This is a genomic window from Ruegeria sp. K5 (assembly GCF_056531805.1).
The window spans coordinates 46,550-66,923 of the sequence record NZ_JBQFML010000004.1 but is presented as its reverse complement, the minus strand read 5'-3'; the positions used below and the strand labels follow the sequence as shown (position 1 = coordinate 66,923).

At 59.7% G+C, this 20,374-nt stretch carries 23 protein-coding genes and 1 riboswitch; of the genes, 12 read left to right on the top strand and 11 right to left on the bottom strand.

The genetic code is table 11. The features are described from left to right. The first annotated feature begins 64 nt into the window (after positions 1–64). Positions 65–871 (top strand): hypothetical protein, encoded by an 807-nt coding sequence (locus ACR0MO_RS12955; RefSeq protein ID WP_170520454.1) that lies wholly within the window; start codon positions 65–67, stop codon positions 869–871. On the opposite strand, the gene trmB is transcribed toward ACR0MO_RS12955, so the two are convergent. The 8 genes from trmB to miaB form a co-directional block, all read right to left on the bottom strand. Continuing rightward, entirely contained in the window at positions 868–1,578 is a 711-nt protein-coding gene (trmB, locus tag ACR0MO_RS12950; protein ID WP_170520452.1) for a tRNA (guanine(46)-N(7))-methyltransferase TrmB, read from the bottom strand. The two genes, ACR0MO_RS12955 and trmB, sit on opposite strands and share 4 nt — an antisense overlap. A gap of 165 nt (positions 1,579–1,743) precedes the next feature. Beyond that, the gene (gene metK, locus ACR0MO_RS12945) at positions 1,744–2,925 is read right to left on the bottom strand and encodes a methionine adenosyltransferase (RefSeq protein WP_480626847.1); all 1,182 of its coding nucleotides are present in this window, start codon (positions 2,923–2,925) and stop codon (positions 1,744–1,746) included. Between the two features lie 5 nt (positions 2,926–2,930). Beyond that, positions 2,931–2,979, bottom strand: a riboswitch (SAM-SAH riboswitch). A gap of 21 nt (positions 2,980–3,000) precedes the next feature. Further along, on the bottom strand, positions 3,001–4,524 hold the full coding sequence (gene lnt, locus ACR0MO_RS12940; protein ID WP_480891618.1) for an apolipoprotein N-acyltransferase: 1,524 nt from the start codon (positions 4,522–4,524) through the stop codon (positions 3,001–3,003). Further along, positions 4,521–5,408 carry a hemolysin family protein gene (locus ACR0MO_RS12935; RefSeq protein WP_170454429.1) on the bottom strand — a complete coding sequence of 296 codons (888 nt, stop codon included), beginning with the start codon at positions 5,406–5,408 and terminating at the stop codon, positions 4,521–4,523. Before ACR0MO_RS12935 ends, lnt begins: the two co-directional genes overlap by 4 nt. A 36-nt stretch (positions 5,409–5,444) precedes the next feature. Continuing rightward, positions 5,445–5,939 (bottom strand): rRNA maturation RNase YbeY, encoded by a 495-nt coding sequence (gene ybeY, locus ACR0MO_RS12930; protein ID WP_480891616.1) that lies wholly within the window; start codon positions 5,937–5,939, stop codon positions 5,445–5,447. A 35-nt stretch (positions 5,940–5,974) separates the two neighbouring features. After that, entirely contained in the window at positions 5,975–6,997 is a 1,023-nt protein-coding gene (locus ACR0MO_RS12925) for a PhoH family protein (protein WP_170520443.1), read from the bottom strand. Between the two features lie 136 nt (positions 6,998–7,133). Further along, positions 7,134–7,898 carry an outer membrane protein gene (locus ACR0MO_RS12920; RefSeq protein ID WP_480580062.1) on the bottom strand — a complete coding sequence of 255 codons (765 nt, stop codon included), beginning with the start codon at positions 7,896–7,898 and terminating at the stop codon, positions 7,134–7,136. Between the two features lie 184 nt (positions 7,899–8,082). Next, a complete protein-coding gene (miaB, locus tag ACR0MO_RS12915; RefSeq protein ID WP_480891613.1) occupies positions 8,083–9,402 on the bottom strand; it encodes a tRNA (N6-isopentenyl adenosine(37)-C2)-methylthiotransferase MiaB in 1,320 nt (439 codons plus the stop codon). Positions 9,403–9,524: 122 nt separating this feature from the next. Here miaB and ACR0MO_RS12910 point away from each other — a divergent pair, with 122 nt between their 5' ends. Continuing rightward, positions 9,525–10,388 carry a glycosyltransferase family 2 protein gene (locus ACR0MO_RS12910; RefSeq protein WP_480891609.1) on the top strand — a complete coding sequence of 288 codons (864 nt, stop codon included), beginning with the start codon at positions 9,525–9,527 and terminating at the stop codon, positions 10,386–10,388. 70 nt (positions 10,389–10,458) lie between these two features. On the opposite strand, the gene ACR0MO_RS12905 is transcribed toward ACR0MO_RS12910, so the two are convergent. Further along, positions 10,459–11,256, bottom strand: a complete 798-nt coding sequence (locus tag ACR0MO_RS12905) for a phytanoyl-CoA dioxygenase family protein (protein WP_170454454.1) — start codon at positions 11,254–11,256, stop codon at positions 10,459–10,461. A gap of 84 nt (positions 11,257–11,340) precedes the next feature. Here ACR0MO_RS12905 and ACR0MO_RS12900 point away from each other — a divergent pair, with 84 nt between their 5' ends. Further along, positions 11,341–12,237 (top strand): LysR family transcriptional regulator, encoded by an 897-nt coding sequence (locus ACR0MO_RS12900; RefSeq protein WP_480891607.1) that lies wholly within the window; start codon positions 11,341–11,343, stop codon positions 12,235–12,237. A 1-nt stretch (position 12,238) separates the two neighbouring features. Here the strand turns inward: ACR0MO_RS12900 and irrA are convergent, their stop codons facing one another. Then, positions 12,239–12,658: an iron response transcriptional regulator IrrA gene (irrA, locus tag ACR0MO_RS12895; protein ID WP_170454458.1), complete on the bottom strand. Its 420-nt coding sequence runs from the start codon at positions 12,656–12,658 to the stop codon at positions 12,239–12,241. A gap of 211 nt (positions 12,659–12,869) precedes the next feature. Between irrA and fabA the strand changes: the two genes are divergently transcribed. Genes fabA through ACR0MO_RS12875 form a run of 4 tightly spaced genes read left to right on the top strand, consistent with a single transcriptional unit; the run spans position 12,870 to position 15,671 of the window. Next, positions 12,870–13,379, top strand: a complete 510-nt coding sequence (gene fabA / locus ACR0MO_RS12890; RefSeq protein WP_170326986.1) for a bifunctional 3-hydroxydecanoyl-ACP dehydratase/trans-2-decenoyl-ACP isomerase — start codon at positions 12,870–12,872, stop codon at positions 13,377–13,379. Positions 13,380–13,411: 32 nt separating this feature from the next. After that, positions 13,412–14,641, top strand: coding sequence for a beta-ketoacyl-ACP synthase I (fabB, locus tag ACR0MO_RS12885; protein WP_170623841.1), 1,230 nt, complete (start codon positions 13,412–13,414; stop codon positions 14,639–14,641). 5 nt (positions 14,642–14,646) lie between these two features. Continuing rightward, the gene (locus ACR0MO_RS12880) at positions 14,647–15,438 is read left to right on the top strand and encodes an enoyl-ACP reductase FabI (RefSeq protein ID WP_170454462.1); all 792 of its coding nucleotides are present in this window, start codon (positions 14,647–14,649) and stop codon (positions 15,436–15,438) included. Between the two features lie 59 nt (positions 15,439–15,497). After that, positions 15,498–15,671, top strand: a complete 174-nt coding sequence (locus ACR0MO_RS12875) for a hypothetical protein (protein WP_480891604.1) — start codon at positions 15,498–15,500, stop codon at positions 15,669–15,671. An 8-nt stretch (positions 15,672–15,679) separates the two neighbouring features. Here the strand turns inward: ACR0MO_RS12875 and ACR0MO_RS12870 are convergent, their stop codons facing one another. Continuing rightward, positions 15,680–16,108, bottom strand: a complete 429-nt coding sequence (locus ACR0MO_RS12870; RefSeq protein ID WP_170623842.1) for an FKBP-type peptidyl-prolyl cis-trans isomerase — start codon at positions 16,106–16,108, stop codon at positions 15,680–15,682. Between the two features lie 126 nt (positions 16,109–16,234). Here ACR0MO_RS12870 and ACR0MO_RS12865 point away from each other — a divergent pair, with 126 nt between their 5' ends. Genes ACR0MO_RS12865 through ACR0MO_RS12845 form a run of 5 tightly spaced genes read left to right on the top strand, consistent with a single transcriptional unit; the run spans position 16,235 to position 20,301 of the window. Further along, positions 16,235–16,921 carry a haloacid dehalogenase type II gene (locus ACR0MO_RS12865; protein ID WP_170454468.1) on the top strand — a complete coding sequence of 229 codons (687 nt, stop codon included), beginning with the start codon at positions 16,235–16,237 and terminating at the stop codon, positions 16,919–16,921. Beyond that, positions 16,921–17,748 (top strand): alpha/beta fold hydrolase, encoded by an 828-nt coding sequence (locus tag ACR0MO_RS12860; RefSeq protein WP_170454470.1) that lies wholly within the window; start codon positions 16,921–16,923, stop codon positions 17,746–17,748. Before ACR0MO_RS12865 ends, ACR0MO_RS12860 begins: the two co-directional genes overlap by 1 nt. Next, positions 17,745–18,719, top strand: a complete 975-nt coding sequence (locus ACR0MO_RS12855) for a threonine/serine dehydratase family protein (RefSeq protein ID WP_170454472.1) — start codon at positions 17,745–17,747, stop codon at positions 18,717–18,719. The genes ACR0MO_RS12860 and ACR0MO_RS12855 overlap by 4 nt, the downstream gene beginning before the upstream one ends. A gap of 52 nt (positions 18,720–18,771) precedes the next feature. Next, entirely contained in the window at positions 18,772–19,560 is a 789-nt protein-coding gene (gene pcaD / locus ACR0MO_RS12850; protein WP_170454473.1) for a 3-oxoadipate enol-lactonase, read from the top strand. Positions 19,561–19,572: 12 nt separating this feature from the next. Further along, positions 19,573–20,301: an alpha/beta fold hydrolase gene (locus ACR0MO_RS12845; RefSeq protein WP_170632772.1), complete on the top strand. Its 729-nt coding sequence runs from the start codon at positions 19,573–19,575 to the stop codon at positions 20,299–20,301. Positions 20,302–20,374: the final 73 nt, after the last annotated feature.

Genomic DNA, 20,374 nt, shown 5'->3' with positions numbered 1-20,374 from the left:
TCGGTGCTACAATACCGCCATTCGATTTGATTGATTTTTGAACCTGACATTGAAGGAACACGCCATGGCCGACGCCTTACCCCTGATGGCCCGAGGGCCCCGAGACCTGTTTCACCCCAAAGATCCACTGCGCCCTGAAAGCAAGATTGAGCAAAGGCTGGCTTTCCTTGTCGGCCTCGTTGCCTTCGGCCTACCGTTGATTCTGGCCGGCGGAGCAATCTTTGGCGGCAGCTGCTTTCGCGACAGTATCAGCCATTTCTACTATGCCCAGTTTCTGGGGGCGATCTTTGTCGGGTTGCTTTATTTCGTTGGTGGATTCCTGATCGCCTATACAGGTGATACATTCTTTGAGGACACGCTGAGCAGCGTCGCCGGGTTCGGCGCTTTTATCGTTGCCTCAGTCCCCACATTAGACAGCGGCTGCGAAAGCCATCAGACATTCCTGTCGCGCGTCTTTGTCGAGGTCAAAAACGCCCCGCCCATCAAGGTCGGCCAGGCACCGGATCAAGGCTTTTTCAACCTGTTCAGCACCGCCAGCAACTGGCACATGATCGCCGCAGGCATTCTGTTCGTCTATCTGGGTCTCTACTGTCTGATCGTGCTGAAACGGGTCATCCCGCAACGGCACGAGAAGGACGGCGTGATGATCGACAGCAAGCGGCGGCGCAACAAGCTTTACAGCATTTGCGGATTAACCATTCTGGCCTGCGTCGCGGTGCTGGCGATCAAAGGCGAAATCGGCGGGCCGGGTTTCCTTAAATGGTGGAATAGCCTGAACCTGACCTTCTTTGTCGAGGCCATCGCCTTATGGGCCTTTGGGATCGCATGGTTTGCCAAAGGGCGTGCATTCCCTGCGCTGAACGACAGCTAACCCAGTCGACGGAACGTCAGATAGTGGGGCGTACGCCCTTCGCGCAGCGCCTTCTGTTCGTACCGGGTGGAAATCCAGTCGTCCCACGGCTCGCGCCAGTCCGAGGGGCGCTCGGCCAGCCATTCGAACCCTGCGCGGGGGACTTCCTCAAGCGTCTGGCGAACATAATCGGGAATGTCGGTCGCAACCCGGAAGATCGACCCCGGCTTCAGGGCGCGGGCCAGAGGTTCCAGATGCTCGGGCGTGACAAAGCGGCGGCGGTGATGCCGCGTTTTGGGCCAGGGGTCAGGATACAGCAGGAAGGCGCGTGAGATACTCGCCTTAGGCAAAACGTCGAACAGGTCGCGGGCATCGCCGGGATGTACGGCCAGGTTTTCAACCCCGGCCTGACGGATCTTGCCCAGCAACATGGCGACGCCGTTGATATAGGGCTCGGCCCCGATGATCCCGATATCCGGATTGCTTGCGGCCTGATGCACCAGATGCTCACCCCCGCCAAAGCCGACCTCAAGCCAGACCTCCTTTCCGCCGAACAGGGCGTCAAGGTCCAGCGGGTGGCGTTCGGGATTGCTGTCCCAATCCACTGCGCCCGGCGATAAAGCGTCAAGGTCTTCGTTCAGATACGTCTTCTGGCTCTGCTTCAGGGTCTTGCCCTTGAAGCGGCCATAGAAGTTTCTGCGGGGGCGTTGGGGGGTCTCGGTGCTCATGGCGGTCGCCTTACTGTGACAACTCACGAGTGGCAAGAGGCAGAGGTGGGGGCAAGCCCGTCGCCCTTGGTTTCTCGGACCAATGGCGCAACCGATAGCGACCGCCGAGATATTTCAAAAAAAGAAGAGCGCGCCCGTCAGGGCGCACCTTTTGATAGCAGAAAGTCAGACCGCCGCTTTCAACGCATCCGTCAGGTCGGTCCGTTCCCAGCTGAAACCGCCATCAGCATCAGGTGTGCGCCCGAAATGGCCATAGGCTGCCGTACGCTGATAGATCGGCTTGTTCAGTTGCAGATGCTGGCGAATACCGCGTGGGGTCAGGTCCATTACCTGCCCAACCGCCTGCTCGATCTCGGCATCCGAGATTTCCCCGGTACCATGCGTGTCCGCGTAGATCGACAACGGCTTGGAAACGCCAATCGCATAGCTGAGCTGAATGGTGCAGCGTTCGGCCATACCCGCGGCAACCACGTTCTTCGCCAGATAACGGGCCGCGTATGCAGCCGAGCGGTCCACTTTAGTCGGGTCTTTGCCCGAGAACGCGCCGCCGCCATGCGGGGCCGCACCGCCATAGGTGTCCACGATGATCTTGCGCCCGGTCAGACCAGCATCGCCATCGGGGCCGCCGATCACGAACTTACCTGTGGGGTTCACGTGCCATTCGGTTTCGTTGGTCAACCAGCCTTCGGGCAGAGTTTCGCGAATGTAAGGCTCAACAATGGCGCGGATGTCGGCAGAGCTTAACGCCTCATCCAGATGCTGTGTCGACAGCACGATCGAGCTGACGCCAACCGGTTTACCGTCGCGATACACAACCGACAGCTGCGATTTGGCGTCAGGGCCCAGCGCAGGCTCGGACCCGTTTTTACGCACCTCGGCCAGACGCCGCAGGATCGCGTGCGAATACTGGATCGGCGCGGGCATCAGCGCGGGCGTTTCGGTCGTTGCGTAACCGAACATGATGCCCTGATCACCAGCACCTTCGTCTTTATCGCCCGAGGCATCCACGCCCTGCGCGATATGGGCCGATTGTTCGTGCAGCAGGTTCGTCACCTCGACCGTCTCATGGTGGAATTTGTCCTGCTCGTAGCCGATATCCTTGATACAGGCGCGCGCGATCTCGTCGATGCGGCCCATATAGTCGTGCAGCTTTTCCTGATCAGACAGACCTACTTCGCCACCAATCACGACACGATCCGTGGTCGCAAAGGTTTCGCACGCCACGCGTGCTTCGGGTTCTTCATTCAGAAATGCGTCAAGGACGGCATCCGAGATCCGGTCGCAAACCTTATCCGGGTGCCCTTCGGAAACCGATTCCGAAGTAAATGTATAGTTCTGTCTGGACATAAAAGTGCTCCATTAAGATTTCTCTGTCACGCCAGGAAGCCGTTGTGACAGGCTTTTGCGGGGATACGCGCCTTGTTAAACCGGGTCAATCGGTAATTCAGATCGCCCCCTGCGGGCAAAGGCCAAGACACCGGCAAAAAGCAACAATAGCGCGACAAAGACAGCTTTATCCCCGATTTGGGAATAAATGGTCCGAGCCTGCGGTTGTGGCAAAACGGCATCGACATAGCCCGCCTCACCCAAGGGCAAGGACGCGGTAACCCGGCCCAGCGGGTCGATCATCGCCGACACTCCGGTATTGGCGGCGCGCATCAGGGGCAGGCCTTGTTCAATGGCGCGCATACGGGCCTGCACCAAATGCTGGTAGGGGCCGGAACGGGTGCCGAACCACGCATCATTGGTGATCTGCAACAGGAAATCTGCCCGCCCCGGCGCGCCGTTGACGTCCTGCGGGAACACGGCCTCGTAACAGATCAGCGGCACGGCACGGCCCAAGGCGCCAATGTCCAACAGCTCTGGCCCCAGACCCGCGCTGAAGCCGTGGCCCGTCGTTGCAGCCAGACCGTGAATGCCGAACTGGCCGAGCAGATCGCCAAACGGGATGTATTCCCCAAACGGGGCAAGATGGTGCTTGTCATAGAGCCCTGTCCGCGCGCCGACCTCATCGAGATAGATCATCGAGTTATAGATCCGCGGGCCGTCGCCGCGCTGAATGCCCAGCACGACGGGCGTGCCCTGCGCCGCATCGGCAATGGCTTCGAGATATGGATCGGCGCTGCTGAGCCATGCGGGAACCGCGGTTTCCGGCCAAACGATCAGATCGGGCCGCGGCTCGGCCGCGGTGAACTCGATCTGCCGCATGAAGAACAAGGGCGCATAGGCCGGGTCCCATTTCTGGTGCTGAGGCGCGTTTGGCTGGACCAGCCGCACTGTGTTTTCGGTGTTCAGAACAGATGGCCTTGAACCGGCATAGCCCAGTGTCAACGCAACGCTTGCCACAACAAAAACGGCGGGTACAAGAAACCCACGCCCGGTTCGCTGGCCCGTCAGCGCCGCACCAACAGGAAGCGTCACCATCAGCATCAGCGCCCCCAGACCGTAAGGCCCAATCAAGGACAAAAGCTGCGCTGCAGGCGTATCGATCCAGACCTGAGCCAGTCCAGCCCAAGGAAATCCGGTCAGCACATATCCCCGCGCAAACTCGGCAAGCGACAGGGCCAAAGCCAAAAACAGGGCCTGTCGCATTGCGGTCCCGCGCCCGTGCGAGACCCAGAACGCCGCCGCCCAAAACAGCGCCAACCCACCCGCCATGAAGACAAGGGCGAAAGGGGCCATCCAGGCGTGGCGTTCTGCATCTACCTGAAACGGCTCGATAATCCAGCTTAGAGCATGGGCGAAATATCCGGTCGCAAAAGCCCAGCCCAACCAAGCCGCACGAGCACGGGTTTCAGATGACAGGAACAGCGGAGCTATCAGCACAAAAGCCAGCAGAGTAGCGACCCAGTACCCGAAAGGGGCCAGACCAAATGCGCCCAGCGCCCCCAACGCGGCGGCTGCAACAAATCTCAGGCTGAAGGGCCAGCCCCGGACAGGGGTCATGCAGTCACGTCCGGCAGCATGACACGCAGGCGTTTGATGCGCCGGGGATCGGCGTCCAGAACCTCGAACTCGGGGCCTTCTGGGTGCAGGACGACCTCGCCCCGCGCAGGCACGCGACCCGACAGCAGGAACACAAGACCGCCCAAAGTGTCGATTTCTTCCTCGTCCACATCCTCGTGGCTGGTCAGGGACCGGCCGATCTCGGCCTCGAAATCCTCAAGCGGCACGCGGGCCTGAACGATGTAGCAGCCAGGCTTTTCCTGAACCCATAGCTGATCTTCGTCGGCGTCATGCTCGTCGGCGATCTCACCCACGACCTGTTCGATCAGATCCTCGATGGTGACCAGACCATCGACGCCGCCATATTCATCGATCACAAGCGCCATGTGGCGGCGTTCGGTTTGCATCTTGGTCATCAGCACACCGATCGGCATCGACGGCGGCACAAAAAGCAAGGTGCGCAGCATTGACACCAGATCGAACTCGGCCGATCCGCCGTTGAACCCATGCGTCAGCGCGAAATCCTTGAGGTGAACAAACCCAAGCGGCGTGTCCAACGTCCCTTCATAGACCGGTATGCGCGACAGGCCGCTTTCGCGGAACAGCTGCGCCAACTCATCCTTGGTGGTTGTCGATGGGACCGAGATGATCTCGGCCGTGGGGATCGCAACGTCTTCGACCCGCATACGGCGCAGGTTGATCATGCCTCGGGGCTGATGGGCCGCGACCTGCTGGCCGTTGACAGAACTTTCCTGATCTTCGTCCTGACCGGTAAACGCGTCAAAAATCCGAGAAAAGAAACCGCTTCTCTCAGCTATTTCCGTGGTGCTGTCCTGTGGTTGCGCGCTGTGCGCCGCCCTAGAACTGCCGTCTGTGTCGCCCATTTTCCTGTTCCAATTGTCCGGGTGAAAGTACCCGCTTCATCCATTATATGGGTTATCGATACCCAGTTTGCCAAGTATCTCGACCTCAACAGCCTCCATCAAGGTGGCATCCGGGTCACGAATGTGATCATAGCCCAGCAAATGCAACATTCCGTGAATGATCAGATGTGTCACGTGATCATCTGTGGATTTCCCCGCCTCGGCAGCCTCGCGCGCGCAGGTGTCATATGAGATCGCGATGTCGCCCAACGCAATTTCGCCAGTGAAATCCGGCTCGGGCCGGTCGGGTTTGCCGCCCGGCTCCTCGGCGGCAAGATCCTCGGCGGGCCAGCTGAGCACATTGGTGGGCGTGGGTTTGCCCCGGAACTCAGCGTTGAGCTGTGCGATGCGGTCGTCATCGCAGCCTAGAACGCTGATCTCGCAGGTTTCGGCGTCCAACGCGCAATACTCCAGAACCGCCGCAATGGCTGGCTTGGTCAACGCCTCCAGCCCCTGCCAACGCGGATCTTCGATTGTTACTTCCAGGTTCATATTGTCAGCCCAAAGCCCCGTCTCGGAGCCATGGATCAACCTGTCTCACGGCCCGCATCGGCCTCATACGCTTCGATAATGGCGGCGACAAGCGGGTGGCGCACCACATCCTTGGACGTGAAGTAGTTGAAACTGATATTTGGAATGGTCTTCAGCAGACGTTCGGCATCGGCCAGCCCCGATTGCACGCCGCGCGGCAGATCGACCTGCGACCGGTCGCCGGTGATGACCATGCGGCTGCCCTCGCCCAATCGCGTCAGGAACATCTTCATCTGCATGGTCGTGGCGTTCTGCGCCTCATCCAGCACCACAAAGGCGTTGGCCAGCGTGCGACCGCGCATGAACGCCAGCGGAGCGATCTCGATTCGCTTTTCCTCGATCAGTTTCGCCAGCTGCTTGCCCGGCAGGAAGTCGTTCAGCGCGTCATAAAGCGGCTGCATATAGGGATCGACCTTGTCCTTCATGTCGCCGGGTAGATAGCCCAGCTTTTCGCCCGCCTCGACGGCAGGGCGGCTGAGGATGATGCGATCCACGTGCCCCCCAAGGAACATCGACACGCCGACAGCCACGGCCAGATAGGTTTTGCCGGTCCCCGCCGGCCCAATGCCAAAGGCCAATTCGTTGTTGAACAGCGATTGCACATAGGCTTTCTGCGCATCCGTGCGCGGCTCGACCAGTTTCTTGCGCGTCTTGATCTCAACCGCGCCGCCCTTGAACATCTCAAGCTGATCGCCGTCGCGACTGCCAGTGCCCTGCTCGGAATTGCCCATGCGCAATTCCCGGTCCACATCGGCGGCTTCGACATCGCGGCCACCCTCCAGACGGGCATAAAGCGACTGCAAAACCTCAATCGCCTGCTTCTGAGCATCCTCTTCGCCCATCACAACCAACTGGTTGCCACGGCGCACGATCTGCACGGACAGCTTGTGTTCGATGTCGGTCAGATTGCGGTCATATTCGCCGCAAAGATCAATCAACAAACGGTTATCGGGAAACTCTACAAACGCCTCGCGCTGGGGCATTTCATCTTGCGGTGGGGTCAGGGCACCGATGGCCAATCCGTTCTCCTGTCTTGGCGTTTCACCCCGAGCGTAGACAACAAATCTTGGTGGGCGCAAGCCACAGATTCAAAAATTCCGATTCGGATGACAAAACCGCCAACCGGCCAGCACGAAAGGACATCAAGGACCCGTGTCAGAACGTGTAGTTGAGGCCAAATTTCAGCCCCTGATATCCGGGCGTGGATTTGGTGGAAAAGTCGGATCCGAGATCCACATCGCGCGAGTCGAAGCGGATATATTCATACTCTCCGGTGATCGACCAATTGTCGTTCAACTTATGCTCGGCCCCGATACTGGCCGAGAATCCTCCACGGCGGTCCGAGTCTTCAAACGACTGGCTGGCGAATTCGGACGAGATACTGCTGGTGGTTTCGATATCGCCCCAGACATATCCAACGCTCACGAAATACAGGATACGTCCGCTTTTGTTGGTCAGGCCATTTCGCAGGCGCACGGACAGCACATTCGAAATCTCGGTTCCGCCGCGCACCGTATCGCTGCCGATTTGCGTTGAGACAGTGTCGTCCAACGAGCCGAAATTGTAGCCAACCTCGAACCCGTAGACATAGTCTCGACCCAGGCTTGTCGGGACAACGCCCCGCCAACCGCCGCGGATTTCACCGTAAGATCCGCTAACGTCCTGTTCGCCAATCGCAAAAACATCGGTACTGGTCCTCAGGCCAAAGCGATCATCGCCGCCCGATCCGTAACCTGCCCCCAATCCAAGGTAGAACGCTTGGACATCGCTGCTGTAACGCAACGGGCTGACCACATCCGGTTCGGTGATATCCCCGATCACATCCCCCGCCATGGTCGCACTGGCCAGAATGGTCACGACCGAGGCCACCGGCAAAACACGCCAGGGACCCGGTATTTTCAATGCCCTAAGAACTTCCACTCGTACCCTCCATCACACGTCGACAAGGCCTGTGATTCGACGCCCAACGACAATTGAAAGACGCTTCCATATTCGTCTGTCAAAAATCTGACCTTCGTCGGAACATAGTTCCAAGCAATAAATCAAGGGTAAATTTTGGAAACAAACACCACAATTGGCCATTCATCGACGGATAATCGTCAACCTAAAGCAGTTCACCCGCCAGCGAATTTGCCCCCGATTCGGTGATGCGAACGTCGCGCAGATCTCCAACCGCTATTTCAGGGCCCTTGACGTGAACCGAATGCAGATACTCGGATTTACCCACCATCTGCCCGTCAAGACGCCCGGATTTTTCGAACAGGACACGCACCGTCCGGCCCACCATCGCATCCTGAATTTCGCGTTGATGGCGCGTGATCAAGGCCTGCAAGCGCTGTAAACGATCATCGGCCGCATCCGGATCCACCTGCGCCCGCTCTGCCGCCGGAGTACCCGGTCGGGTCGAGTAATTGAACGAATAGGCATAGCCGTATTTGACCTGCTCAACCAAATCCAGCGTCGCCTGAAAATCCTCTTCGGTTTCTTCCGGGAATCCGACGATGAAGTCACCCGACATAACGATATCGGGACGCGCCGCCCGGATACGCTCGATCAGGCGCAGATAGCTTTCAGCCGTGTGGCTGCGGTTCATCCGTTTCAATATCCGGTCGGAGCCCGACTGAACCGGCAAATGCAGATACGGCATCAGTTTCTCGCAGGTGCCATGCGCCTCGATCAGATCATCCGCCATGTCGTTGGGGTGCGAGGTGGTAAAGCGGATACGCTTCAGCCCATCAACCTTGTTCAACTCCCAGATCAAACCCGCCAGCGTCATGTCGCCATTTTGGCCCGCCCCGTGATAGGCGTTGACGTTTTGACCCAGCAGGGTGATTTCGCGGACCCCACGTTCCACCAGATCCTGCGCTTCGCGGATGATACGATCCGCCGGGCGGCTGACCTCGGCCCCGCGGGTATAGGGCACGACGCAAAAGGCACAGAACTTGTCGCAGCCTTCCTGCACTGTCAAAAACGCCGTCGGGCCGCGCTTGGCCTTGGGGCGGTTCTTCAGCTTCTCGAACTTGTCCTCTTCGGGGAAATCCGTGTCCAGCGCCTTGGCCCCGGTACGCGTCTTGGCCTCCATCTCGGGCAAGCGGTGATAGCTTTGCGGGCCAACCACCAGATCGACCAGCGGTTGACGGCGCATGATCTCTTCGCCCTCGGCCTGCGCTACGCACCCGGCAACGCCGATCTTCAGATCGGGTTTCTCGGCCTTCAGGCCCTTGAACCGACCCAGTTCGGAATACACTTTCTCGGCCGCCTTTTCCCGGATGTGACAGGTGTTCAGCAGAATCATATCCGCATCATCCGCCGACTTGGTCTCGACATAACCCTGCCCGCCCAGCGTCTCGGCCATGCGCTCGCTGTCATAGACGTTCATCTGACAGCCATAGGTCTTGATAAACAGCTTTTTCGGTTCGGACATGGATCGGGCCTTTGCAGTCGCTGGATCGGCGTCATCTATATGCTTCGAACGCCGCTTGCAATGCGGGCGCAATTACCCGAATTTGGCGGAACTTTCCAGCAAGGCGCGAACGAAAACAGGCGATGCAGTACGAATCCCTCGATACCTTTCTGAAATCGGGTCAGTCCGCCCTGCGCAAAGGCCCCGTCGCGCTTGTCTTCGCCGAGGATGAGGTCGAGGTCGAAAGCACGCTGCACCACCATCTGAGCCTGGGGTTCAAATCCGTGATCGCCTTCATGCCCGCCGAGTTCGATCTGAGCGCGGCCATCAGCGAACAGGTGCACCGCGTTACGTTGAAATGCGCCCCGGGGTCCGTTGTCTTCGACACGGTCAACCGCATCACAAAGGCCGCGCCGGGTATCTGGCTGTATTACTGCTACAATGCCGAATACCTGTTCTACCCGTTCTGCGAAACCCGCAGCATTGGCGAGATGCTGGCCTTCCATACCGAGGAACGCCGCGCGTCGATGCTGTGTCACGTGATCGACCTGTACGCGGATGATCTGACGCAATTCCCCAATGGCGTCGCCCCGAACAGCGCCATGCTCGACAATACCGGTTACTATGCCCACACCCGCCACGACGCCACGGGGCAACCGCTCGACCGTCAACTCGACATGTCCGGCGGTCTGCGCTGGCGGTTCGAGGACCATATCCCCTATGAACGACGCCGCATCGACAGAATCGCCCTGTTCAAGGCCGAAGAAGAGCTAACGCTTCAACCGGACCACACATTCAACCAGCCCGAACACAACACCTATTCCTGCCCCTGGCATCACAACCTGACGGCCGCGATCTGCTCGTTCCGCGCTGCAAAAGCCCTGAAAAGCAATGCGGGCTCCACCTTCGACATCCCCAGCTTCCGCTGGCGTAACTCAGTACCGTTCCAATGGCGGTCAGATCAGTTGATGGAGCTGGGTCTGATGGAACCCGGCCAGTGGTTCTGATCCGCTCTTCATCTGGCAAAAAATATCCCGGGGGAGTCGCGGCTTGCCGCGGCGGGGGCAGAGCCCCCTATCAGCGTTGCAGCAAAACCGGGAACCAATCCTCGCGCAGGCGCTGACCCGGAACCATGTCATGCCCCGGAAATGGGGGTGAGGTCCGGCCTGGACGGTCCACATACCGCGCGTCGTCCCCAACCAACCGCAATGAGAACGCCCTGCGGCGGCTGTCCGAATGATTGCCCCGCGCACCGTGCAGCGTGCGATAGTTGAAGGCAACGGCGTCGCCCGGCTCCATCTCAAACTCAACAATCTTCATGCCCTCGGCATCCGGATCGGGAACAGGAATGTACTGGCCTTCATCCGGAAAGAAGCCCTCTTCACTGACCCAGCGGGTCGGCAGAACCTCTTTCTCCCAGCGATGCGAACCGGCAACACAACGCAATGTGGCCTGTTTCACCGGGTCCAGCGGTGACCAGAAGCTGATGGTCTGCTGCCCTTCGACAAAGTAATACGGCCCGTCCTGATGCCAGGGCGTCGCCATCGAGGTTCCGGGCTCTTTGACCAGCACATGATCGTGGAACATCTGCACGCTGTTCGACTGCATCAGATCAGCAGCCACTTCGGCCGCCGGAGAATTCTCAATCACCTCGCGAAACTGCGGAATTCGGGTCCAGTTGCAGTAATCGTCAAAGAACAGGCCGGTCTGACCCTCTTTCCTGTTCTCCGAGGCATAGGGCCCAGGCTCTGCCATGTTTGCCGCCACGCCGTCGCGCAATTGATCCACGTGATCGGCGAACAGTCCCTTGATCAGGACAACGCCGTCGGTCTGGTAAGTGTCGATCATCTCTTTGGATACGAGGGGATGTGGCATGGCGACCTCCTTGATGTTTGCATCGGTTAAATGCCAACCATGCCTTCTGTTCAAATCATATCTTGGGAAGTTATAAATAACCTGATGTTATATATTTCCTTGCGCCAGTACGACTATGTCTGTGCCATCGGGCGCCATGGCAGCCTGTCTGCGGCGGCTCAGGCCCTCAATGTCTCGCAACCGGCGCTGTCCACCGCGCTGACGCGGGTCGAATCGCATCTTGGCTATCCTCTGTTCACCCGCAGGCGCGGGGCGGCCATGGCTTTGACGCCGCAGGGTCGCCGGTTCATCGAACAGGCACAAGGGCTGGTAAGCGCGGCGGCGGCGATCGAAGGCCCCTCGCCCGTGTCGCAGGGCTCATCCCAGTTGAGGTTGGGCTGTTTCGTCGATCTGGCCCCCTTCCATCTGGCCTCGGCGTTGCAGGCCCTGAAGGCGGTCATGCCGGATGTTTCTGTGTCCTACCGGGTTGAAAGCTTCGAGGGATTGCAGGACTGCCTCATCGACGGACAGATCGACATTGCCATCACCTATGATCTGGGCATGGATGCGGGTTTTGTCCGGCAAAAGCTGTTCGACTCTGTGCCTTGCGCCCTTGTCCCCCCAGATCATCCCCTGGCGTCGGCTGGAACTGTTTCGCTGGCAAGGTTAGCAAATGACCCCCTTATTCTGTCCAAGGAAGGCGTGTCCGCGCAGCATGTGCTGACCCTGTTCCGGCAAAACGGGCTGCACCCAACGGTCGCGCACAGGGCCGCAACGCTCGAGATTCAACGCAGCCTTGCCGCACATGGCGAGGGGATCGCGATCAGCTATGCCAGCCCTTCGAATGCGCTTAGCTACGACGCCAAGCCCTTGGTCAGCCTTCCGATTACAGACAAAGACGCGCCCGAGGCTGTCGTATTGGCCCGGCACGGGACAGGACCGGTCGATGCAACAGTCGCTCTGGCCGAGCAAACCCTGCTGGACAGACTAACGGCGTTTTAGGTTACTGCTTTTTGCGCAGGCGGATAACCACGTCGACCGAGGCGATCTCGACCCCTTCCGGGGCTTCGGGAAGGCGTTGAATGACCAGTTGCTCTGATGGCGCATCGCTCAGGCGGCCCTCGTCTTCCCAGAAGAAATGCGGGTGGTCATGCGTGTTGGTGTCGAAATAGCTTTTCGATCCGTCCACCGTGATTTCCTGCAAAACACCGGCGTCGCAAAACGCACGCAGGGTGTTGTAGACCGTCGCCAGCGACACTGCGTCGCCATTGGACTTGGCCGAGTCAAACAGGCTTTCGGCTGTCACGTGACGATGACGCCCGTCCCCAACCAGCAATTCGGCCAATGCCACACGCTGACGCGTCGGGCGCAAACCCGCGCCTTCCAACCAATTTGTCGCTATGTTCCGGCTCTGAGGTGTCATAAATCCGATACCCGTTCTTGCTGGTTATATATATAGGGTCGCTTGGTCAGGAATTTCAAATGAAATTCATTCGCAAAAACCTTGCGGGTGCAGGGAAAAGAGTGTCGCTGGAACACCATGACGTGGCCTGCCGCTCTTGCAGGACCTTGCATACGGGTGTTAGACGAGGCCAGATATAACGAACTGACCCCTGGCAGGAGAGGCGGCAAGAATGGCCCAATTCCCGAGCAGCTTTGACAAAGACGATCTGCTGAAATGCGCCCGAGGCGAGCTTTTTGGCCCCGGCAACGCGCAATTGCCCGCCCCGCCGATGCTGATGATGGACCGGATCACCGATATTTCGGCAGACGGGGGTGCGCATGGCAAAGGCCATGTTCTGGCAGAGTTCGACATTACGCCCGATCTTTGGTTCTTTGACTGTCACTTCCCCGGCAACCCGATCATGCCCGGCTGCCTTGGTCTGGACGGCCTGTGGCAGCTGACCGGCTTCAACCTGGGCTGGCGCGGCTGGCAGGGGCGCGGCATGGCGGTCGGCGTGGGCGAGGTCAAGCTGACCGGAATGGTGCGCCCGGACCGCAAGATGCTGACGTATAAAATTGATTTCAAAAAGGCGATCCAGACCCGCCGCCTGACCATGGGCGTCGCGGATGGTATCGTCGAAGCGGACGGTGAAATGATTTACGACGTCAAAGACATGAAAGTCGTTCTGTCCGAAGCCTGAGCCTGACCGGCCCGAATGTAAGGAGCACGCACATGCGTCGAGTAGTTGTCACCGGTCTGGGGATCGTCTCCTCTATCGGCAACAATGCCCAAGAGGTTCTGGCCTCGCTGAAAGCTGGCAAATCCGGCATCGAAGCCAACGAACAGATGGTCGAACATGGCTTTCGCAGCCAGATCGCCGGAACGCTGAAAATCGACGTGGCCGAGCATGTGGACAAGCGTACCCTGCGGTTCATGGGCCCCGGCGCAGCCTATGCCCATATCGCCATGAGCCAGGCGATTGCCGATTCCGGGTTGGGCGAAGACCAGGTGGTCAACCCGCGCACGGGTCTGGTGGCCGGTTCCGGCGGGCCATCCACAAGCGCCATGCTGACGGCGCATCAGACGGTTCTGAAAACCGGCGCAACCAAGCGGATCGGGCCCTTTGCGGTTCCCAAATGCATGTGTTCGACGATTTCCGCCAACCTCGCGACTGCGTTCAAGATCAAGGGTATCAACTACTCTATCACCTCGGCCTGCTCGACGTCGCTGCACTGCATCGGCAACGCGGCGGAACAGATCATGCTGGGCAAGCAGGACGTGATGTTCGCAGGCGGCGGAGAAGAGCTGGACTGGACCCTGTCCTGCCTGTTCGACGCGATGGGCGCGATGTCGTCGAAATACAATGACACGCCCGAAAAAGCCTCGCGCGCGTTTGATGAACACCGCGACGGATTCGTGATCTCGGGCGGCGGCGGCATCGTCGTGCTGGAAGAGCTGGAACATGCGCTGGCGCGCGGTGCCAAGATCTATGCCGAGGTCACGGGCTATGCCGCCACCTCGGACGGTCACGACATGGTGGCCCCATCCGGAGAAGGCGGAGAGCGCGCCATGCGACTGGCGCTGGATACGCTGCCCGAAGGCCGCAAGGTGGGCTACATCAACGCACACGGTACCTCGACCCCGGTCGGTGACGTGGGTGAGGTCGAAGCCGTCCGCCGCATCTTTGGCGAAGGCAACGTGCCGCCGATTTCCTCGACCAAGTCGATGACCGGCCACGCCCAGGGCGCGGCTGGCGCGCTTGAGGCGATCTTCTGTCTGCTGATGCTGGACAACGACTTTATTACTCCGTCGATCAATGTCGACACACTTGCCGAAGGCATCCTGCCCGGTGAAATTGCAACGAAAACAGTTGAAAACGCAGGACTGGACAGTGTCATGACCAACAGCTTCGGCTTTGGCGGCACCAACGGATCCATGATTCTGTCAAAGTATAACGGGTGAATGTGATGTCGGAACTTCTAAAGGGTAAGCGCGGCCTGATCATGGGCGTCGCCAATGACCGCTCGATTGCGTGGGGCATCGCCAAGGCCATGCACGAAGCAGGCGCAGAGCTGGCATTCACCTATCAGGGCGAGGCATTCGGCAAGCGGTTGGCGCCGCTGGCCGAAAGTCTTGGCAGCGATTTCATGGTAGATGCGGATGTCACCGATGACGCCTCGCTGGATCGTGCCTTCGCAGAATTGGCCGCGCGTTGGCCCACGATTGATTTTCTGGTTCACGCAATTGCCTATTCCGACAAGTCGGAACTGGCGGGCCGGTTCCTGGACACCACACGGGCGAACTTCAAGCACTCGATGGACGTTTCGGCCTATTCCTTTGTCGAGGTCGCACGCCGCGCCTATCCAATGATGAAGGACAATGGCGGCTCGCTGCTGACACTGACTTACCAGGGGTCGAACCGCGTTGTTCCAAACTACAACGTCATGGGCGTCGCCAAGGCCGCGCTGGAGTCGGCAACGCGCTATCTGGCCAATGATCTGGGCCCCGAAGGCATCCGCGTGAACGCCATTTCACCCGGCCCGATGAAAACGCTTGCGGGTGCGGCCATCGGCGGCGCGCGCAAGACCTACAAGTTCTGCGACCAGAACGCACCGATGCGTTCGAACGCCACGCTGGAGGCTGTTGGCGGGACAGCGGTTTACCTGACATCTGACGCGGGTGCCTGCACATCGGGCGAGATTATCCGCGTCGATGGCGGTTTTCACGTGCTCGGAATGCCACAGCCCGATTTCATGTGACCATATCTTTCCCTGCCGCCGCCAAGATTTAACCATCTTTCAGCGGCAGGGATTGCAGCATGAGCAAATTTGACCAGATCATCGCAAGCAATGCCCGGACGGCCCGACGCAAATCGGGCTTCCTGAGCCTACGCGCCCGCGTGCTGTTGCTGACCCTGACCACTCTGCTGGTGCTGTTCGTGTTCTTTACGCAGCCGCAGGTGCGCGGCGCGATCGAAGCCCTACTGGGATAGCCCCACGATCAGTTGACCGAGACGACCTCGATCTCGAAGATCAGGTCCTGCCCGGCCAATGGATGGTTGGCATCCAGTGTCACGGTCGCCTCATTCGCCTCGACCACCATAACCGGCAGCGCCTGACCGTCCGGGGTTTGCATCTGCAACTGCGTACCGGGTTCAAGCGGAATGTCATCCGGAATGCCTTCCCGAGGAATAACCTGCCGCATCGCCGGGTTAATCGGGCCATAAGCGTCAACGCAGGCAATCTCGACCCGCTTTTTGTCCCCGACCGCCAGCCCCGGCATGGCGCTGTCCAGACCGGGGATGATCTGGCCCGAGCCCACGACAAACTCCAGCGGATCGCGCCCGTCCGAGCTGTCAAAGACGTTTCCGTCCAGCAGCGTCCCGGTGTAGTGGATGCGAACCGTGTCGCCTTGTTTGATGTCGGTCATTGGGGCCTCCGGGCCGTTTGGGAACTGAACGGCCAACCCTAGGGGCTTACACAATGATGTAAACCCTTCGCCCTTTAACGCCCTGCCCTTGTGTGCCAACCTGCGCCCGAATGTGGAGGGGAGCAGATGGCAATCACAACTTGTATCTTCGATGCCTATGGCACGTTGTTCGACGTGGCCGCAGCCGCCCGTCAGGCCGCATCCGAGCCCGGCTTTGAGGCATTGCGCGACACCTGGCCCGAGGTTGCAGGGCATTGGCGTCTGAAACAGTTGCAATACACCTGGTTGCGGGCCGTGGCCGATGCCCATGCCGATTTCTGGGATGTGACGCAGGACGGTCTGGACTGGGCGCTGGAAGCCGCCGGTTTGCAAGGGGATGCCAAACTGCGGCAGCGTTTGCTGGACCTGTACTGGGAACTGCAAGCCTACCCCGAAGTTCCGGCCATGCTGAAGGCGCTCAAGGATGGCGGCCTGCAATCGGCGATCTTGTCCAACGGCTCGCCCCCGATGCTGGAAGGCGCGGTGAAATCGGCCGGGATCGAGGGCGTTCTGGACGACGTGCTTTCGGTCGAAAGTGTTGGTGTCTTCAAGCCGCATGTCCGAGTCTACGATCTGGTGCAGGGCAGGTTCGGCTGCGCCCGCGACGAGGTCTTGTTCGTCAGTTCGAACGGCTGGGACGCTGCCGGGGCAAGCGGATACGGCTTTGTCACCGCATGGGTCAACCGCGCCGGGGAACCGATGGACCGGCTGCCCTGGACACCCGCACATGTGCTGTCCGACCTGACCTCGATCCCCGAACTGGCGGGGCTTTGATGCCTGATTTCACGACCTCAGACGGCAGGCGGCTTCATTTTGAGGATACAGGCTCCGGTCAACCGGTGCTGTGTCTGGCGGGATTGACGCGCAACAGCCGCGATTTTTCTTTTATGCAGCCGCACCTTGGCGACAAACGCCTGATCATGATGGACTACCGGGGGCGCGGGCAGTCCGATTACGATCCGGATTTCATGAACTACAACATCTTTCGCGAATCCCACGACGCGATCGAATTGCTGGATCATCTGGATGTGCCGAAAGCTGCGATTCTGGGCACGTCACGCGGTGGATTGATCGCCATGGCCCTTGCCGCCAGCCACCCTGAACGCTTGACGCATGTGATCCTGAACGATGTGGGCCCCGTGATCGAACCTGCGGGCATCGCCAAGATCATGGATTACGTCGGCAAGACCCCGGTTTCGAAAACCTATGACGAAGCCGCCAAGTCCCTGCAATCCGTGATGGAGCCGCAATTCCCGGGCGTTCCATACGAACGCTGGCGTGCGCAGGCCGAGATCCAGTACGCGGCAACCTCTGACGGCCTGAGCCTGCGCTACGATCCTGCCTTGCGCACGGCTTTGCTGGAACAGGCGGCTACCGGCGCGATCCCGGATATGTGGATGTTCTTCGACGCCCTGCGCGACATTCCAACAGGCGTGCTGAGGGGCGCAAATTCGGATGTTCTGGGTGCCGAGACGCTGACCGAGATGCACAACCGCCACCCCGGCTTGATTTCGGCCGAGATTCCGAATCGCGGGCATGTCCCGTTTCTGGATGAACCCGAATCCTTAGACATCATTCGCAGGGTCCTGAGTGTGACATGAGTACGATTGAACTGATCGAAGCCGCCGCTGAACGGCTGCATGGACATGCTCGGGAAACCCCGATTCTGACCTCGCCCTTTCTGGACCAGATCGCGGGTCGACGTGTTCTGGTGAAGCCCGAGTGCCTGCAACACACCGGCAGTTTCAAATTTCGCGGCGCGTGGTCGGCCATCTCGGCGCTGAAACCGGATCAACGGCAGCGCGGGGTGATCGCTTATTCCTCGGGCAACCATGCGCAGGGCATTGCCATGGCTGCGTCGAAACATGGCGTGGCGTCAGTGATCGTCATGCCCTCGGACGCGCCGCAGTTGAAGATCGACAACACACGTGCTTTGGGGGGCGAGGTGGTATTGTATGACCGCGCGAGCGAGAGCCGTGAAGAGATTGGCGAGGCTTTGGCCTCGGATCGCGGGCTGACCCTGATCCGCCCCTATGACGAACCTCAGGTCATCGCCGGCCAAGGCACGGTGGGCCTTGAGATCGCACGTCAGGCCAAAGCGTTGGGCGTTACTCAGGCTGATGTGCTGGTATGTTGCGGCGGTGGCGGTCTGACCTCGGGCATCGCGCTGGCGCTGGAGAAACACGCCCCCGACCTGCGCCCCCGCCCGTGTGAGCCCGAGGGGTTCGATGACATAAAACGCTCTTTGGCAACGGGGCAGATCCAGAAGAACGCGGCGACCTCGGGCAATATTTGCGATGCGATTCTGACCCCGCAGCCGGGTGAAATTACCTTCCCGATTCTCAAACGCCTTTGCGGCCCCGGCCTGTCGATCACCGAGGACGAGGCGCTGCGTGCCATGGCCTTGGCCTTCCTACGCCTGAAAGTCGTGCTGGAACCAGGCGGGGCCGTGGCGCTGGCTTCGGCCCTGTTCCGGACAGACGAGATCGAAGGTGACGCCGTGATCGTGGTGGCATCCGGTGGAAACGCCGACCCGGAAGTATTTGCAAAGGCGTTGGAATTCCTGACCTGACAATCGCCACAGTTCTGTGCAAAACATCGACACGGACAGAAGGATCAAACGCATGACCTGCGCGGATTTTGGCGATGTAAAGCTGCATTACCGGATCGATGGCGCCCCGGATGGCACCCCTATTGTCTTTGCCAATTCGCTGGGCACCGATCTGCATCTTTGGGACGCAATGCTGCCCCATCTGCCCGCCGGGCTGCGGATCATTCGGTATGACAAACGCGGGCATGGGCAATCCTCAGTCCCGCGTGGCCCTTATTCCATGGGTGCCCTGATTCGGGATGTCGAACGGTTGCTGGATCACCTTGAGGTGCGCGACTGTGTCTTTGTCGGTCTGTCCATCGGTGGTATGATTGCGCAAGGTCTGGCCGTCAAACGCATGGATCAGGTCCGCGCGCTGGTCTTGTCGAACACCGCAGCCAAGATCGGCAACCCGCCAATTTGGCAGGATCGGATACAGGCCGTGCAACAGGGCGGTATCGAAGCATTGGCCGATGCCACGATGGAGCGCTGGTTCTCCCGGGATTTCCGGGCAGCGCAGAAACATCTGCCGTGGCGAGATATGATGGTTGGGCAGCCGGTCGAAGGCTATCTTGGATGCTGCGCGGCCATTGCGGGCACGGATTTTTATACGCCCACCAGCGGCTTGCGGCTGCCTACCTTGGGCATCGCCGGCAGCGAGGACGGCTCGACCCCACCGGATTTGGTGCGCGAGACGGTCGAGTTGATCCCGGGCGCAGATTTTAAACTGATGCGCAGGGCGGGCCATCTGCCCTGCGTGGAAAAACCTGAAGACTACGCAGCTTTGCTGAACGAATTCTTGACCGGTATCGGGCATATTTGAAGGAGCCAATACATGGCTGATTTCCTTTTGGTCCACGGGTCTTGCCACGGCGCGTGGTGTTGGCGCGACCTGATTCCCGTGCTGGAATCCCTCGGCCACTCGGTCCGCGCTATCGACATGCCCAGCCATGGCGCTGATCCAACCCCCATCGCAGATGTCACGCTGGATGGGTGCAGGGATTCTATCCTGTCGGCGACAACCCCGGAAACGATCATCGTGGGCCATTCGTGGGGCGGGTATCCCATCAGCGCCGCGGCCGAGGCGCAGCCGGATGCCATGCGCGCGCTGATCTACCTCAGCGCCTATGTCCCGCAGGACGGTCTGTCGATGGTCGAAATGCGCCGCCGCGGACCCAGCCAGACGATTGCCGACGCGGTGGAAAAATCCGCCGACGGGCTGTCCTATACCGTCCGTCCGGACTGCGTGAGAGAGCTGTTCTACCACGACTGCGACCCGGACATCACGCCCTACGCCTTTGGCCGCTTGTGTCCTCAGGCCATTCGTCCGCAAGATACGCCCTTGCATCTTGGCGCGCGCTACCAAAAGGTCCCGCGCGCCTATATCGCCACCAGCGATGACCACACAGTACCGTTTGAGTATCAGTGCAAGATGAGTGAGGGCATCCCGCCCGCGTTCCGACGCACCATCCACTCGGGGCATTCGGCCTTCTTTTCGCACCCGGATCAACTGGCCAACATCCTGTCTGATCTGAAACAGCAATTGTCGCATGACGAAACATAGATGACCTCGGGCAACTCTTTCCTAACGTAGTAACCCCGCCTAGGGTGCGAGGGTTGAAACGACGAGACGGTTC

Coding starts and splice junctions, on each gene's coding strand:
- ACR0MO_RS12955 (WP_170520454.1), top strand. CDS start 65: ATGGCCGACGCCTTACCCCTGATGGCCCGAGGGCCCCGAGACCTGTTT.
- trmB (WP_170520452.1), bottom strand. CDS start 1,578: ATGAGCACCGAGACCCCCCAACGCCCCCGCAGAAACTTCTATGGCCGC.
- metK (WP_480626847.1), bottom strand. CDS start 2,925: ATGTCCAGACAGAACTATACATTTACTTCGGAATCGGTTTCCGAAGGG.
- lnt (WP_480891618.1), bottom strand. CDS start 4,524: ATGACCCCTGTCCGGGGCTGGCCCTTCAGCCTGAGATTTGTTGCAGCC.
- ACR0MO_RS12935 (WP_170454429.1), bottom strand. CDS start 5,408: ATGGGCGACACAGACGGCAGTTCTAGGGCGGCGCACAGCGCGCAACCA.
- ybeY (WP_480891616.1), bottom strand. CDS start 5,939: ATGAACCTGGAAGTAACAATCGAAGATCCGCGTTGGCAGGGGCTGGAG.
- miaB (WP_480891613.1), bottom strand. CDS start 9,402: ATGTCCGAACCGAAAAAGCTGTTTATCAAGACCTATGGCTGTCAGATG.
- ACR0MO_RS12910 (WP_480891609.1), top strand. CDS start 9,525: ATGCAGTACGAATCCCTCGATACCTTTCTGAAATCGGGTCAGTCCGCC.
- ACR0MO_RS12905 (WP_170454454.1), bottom strand. CDS start 11,256: ATGCCACATCCCCTCGTATCCAAAGAGATGATCGACACTTACCAGACC.
- ACR0MO_RS12900 (WP_480891607.1), top strand. CDS start 11,341: ATGTTATATATTTCCTTGCGCCAGTACGACTATGTCTGTGCCATCGGG.
- irrA (WP_170454458.1), bottom strand. CDS start 12,658: ATGACACCTCAGAGCCGGAACATAGCGACAAATTGGTTGGAAGGCGCG.
- fabA (WP_170326986.1), top strand. CDS start 12,870: ATGGCCCAATTCCCGAGCAGCTTTGACAAAGACGATCTGCTGAAATGC.
- fabB (WP_170623841.1), top strand. CDS start 13,412: ATGCGTCGAGTAGTTGTCACCGGTCTGGGGATCGTCTCCTCTATCGGC.
- ACR0MO_RS12880 (WP_170454462.1), top strand. CDS start 14,647: ATGTCGGAACTTCTAAAGGGTAAGCGCGGCCTGATCATGGGCGTCGCC.
- ACR0MO_RS12875 (WP_480891604.1), top strand. CDS start 15,498: ATGAGCAAATTTGACCAGATCATCGCAAGCAATGCCCGGACGGCCCGA.
- ACR0MO_RS12870 (WP_170623842.1), bottom strand. CDS start 16,108: ATGACCGACATCAAACAAGGCGACACGGTTCGCATCCACTACACCGGG.
- ACR0MO_RS12865 (WP_170454468.1), top strand. CDS start 16,235: ATGGCAATCACAACTTGTATCTTCGATGCCTATGGCACGTTGTTCGAC.
- ACR0MO_RS12860 (WP_170454470.1), top strand. CDS start 16,921: ATGCCTGATTTCACGACCTCAGACGGCAGGCGGCTTCATTTTGAGGAT.
- ACR0MO_RS12855 (WP_170454472.1), top strand. CDS start 17,745: ATGAGTACGATTGAACTGATCGAAGCCGCCGCTGAACGGCTGCATGGA.
- pcaD (WP_170454473.1), top strand. CDS start 18,772: ATGACCTGCGCGGATTTTGGCGATGTAAAGCTGCATTACCGGATCGAT.
- ACR0MO_RS12845 (WP_170632772.1), top strand. CDS start 19,573: ATGGCTGATTTCCTTTTGGTCCACGGGTCTTGCCACGGCGCGTGGTGT.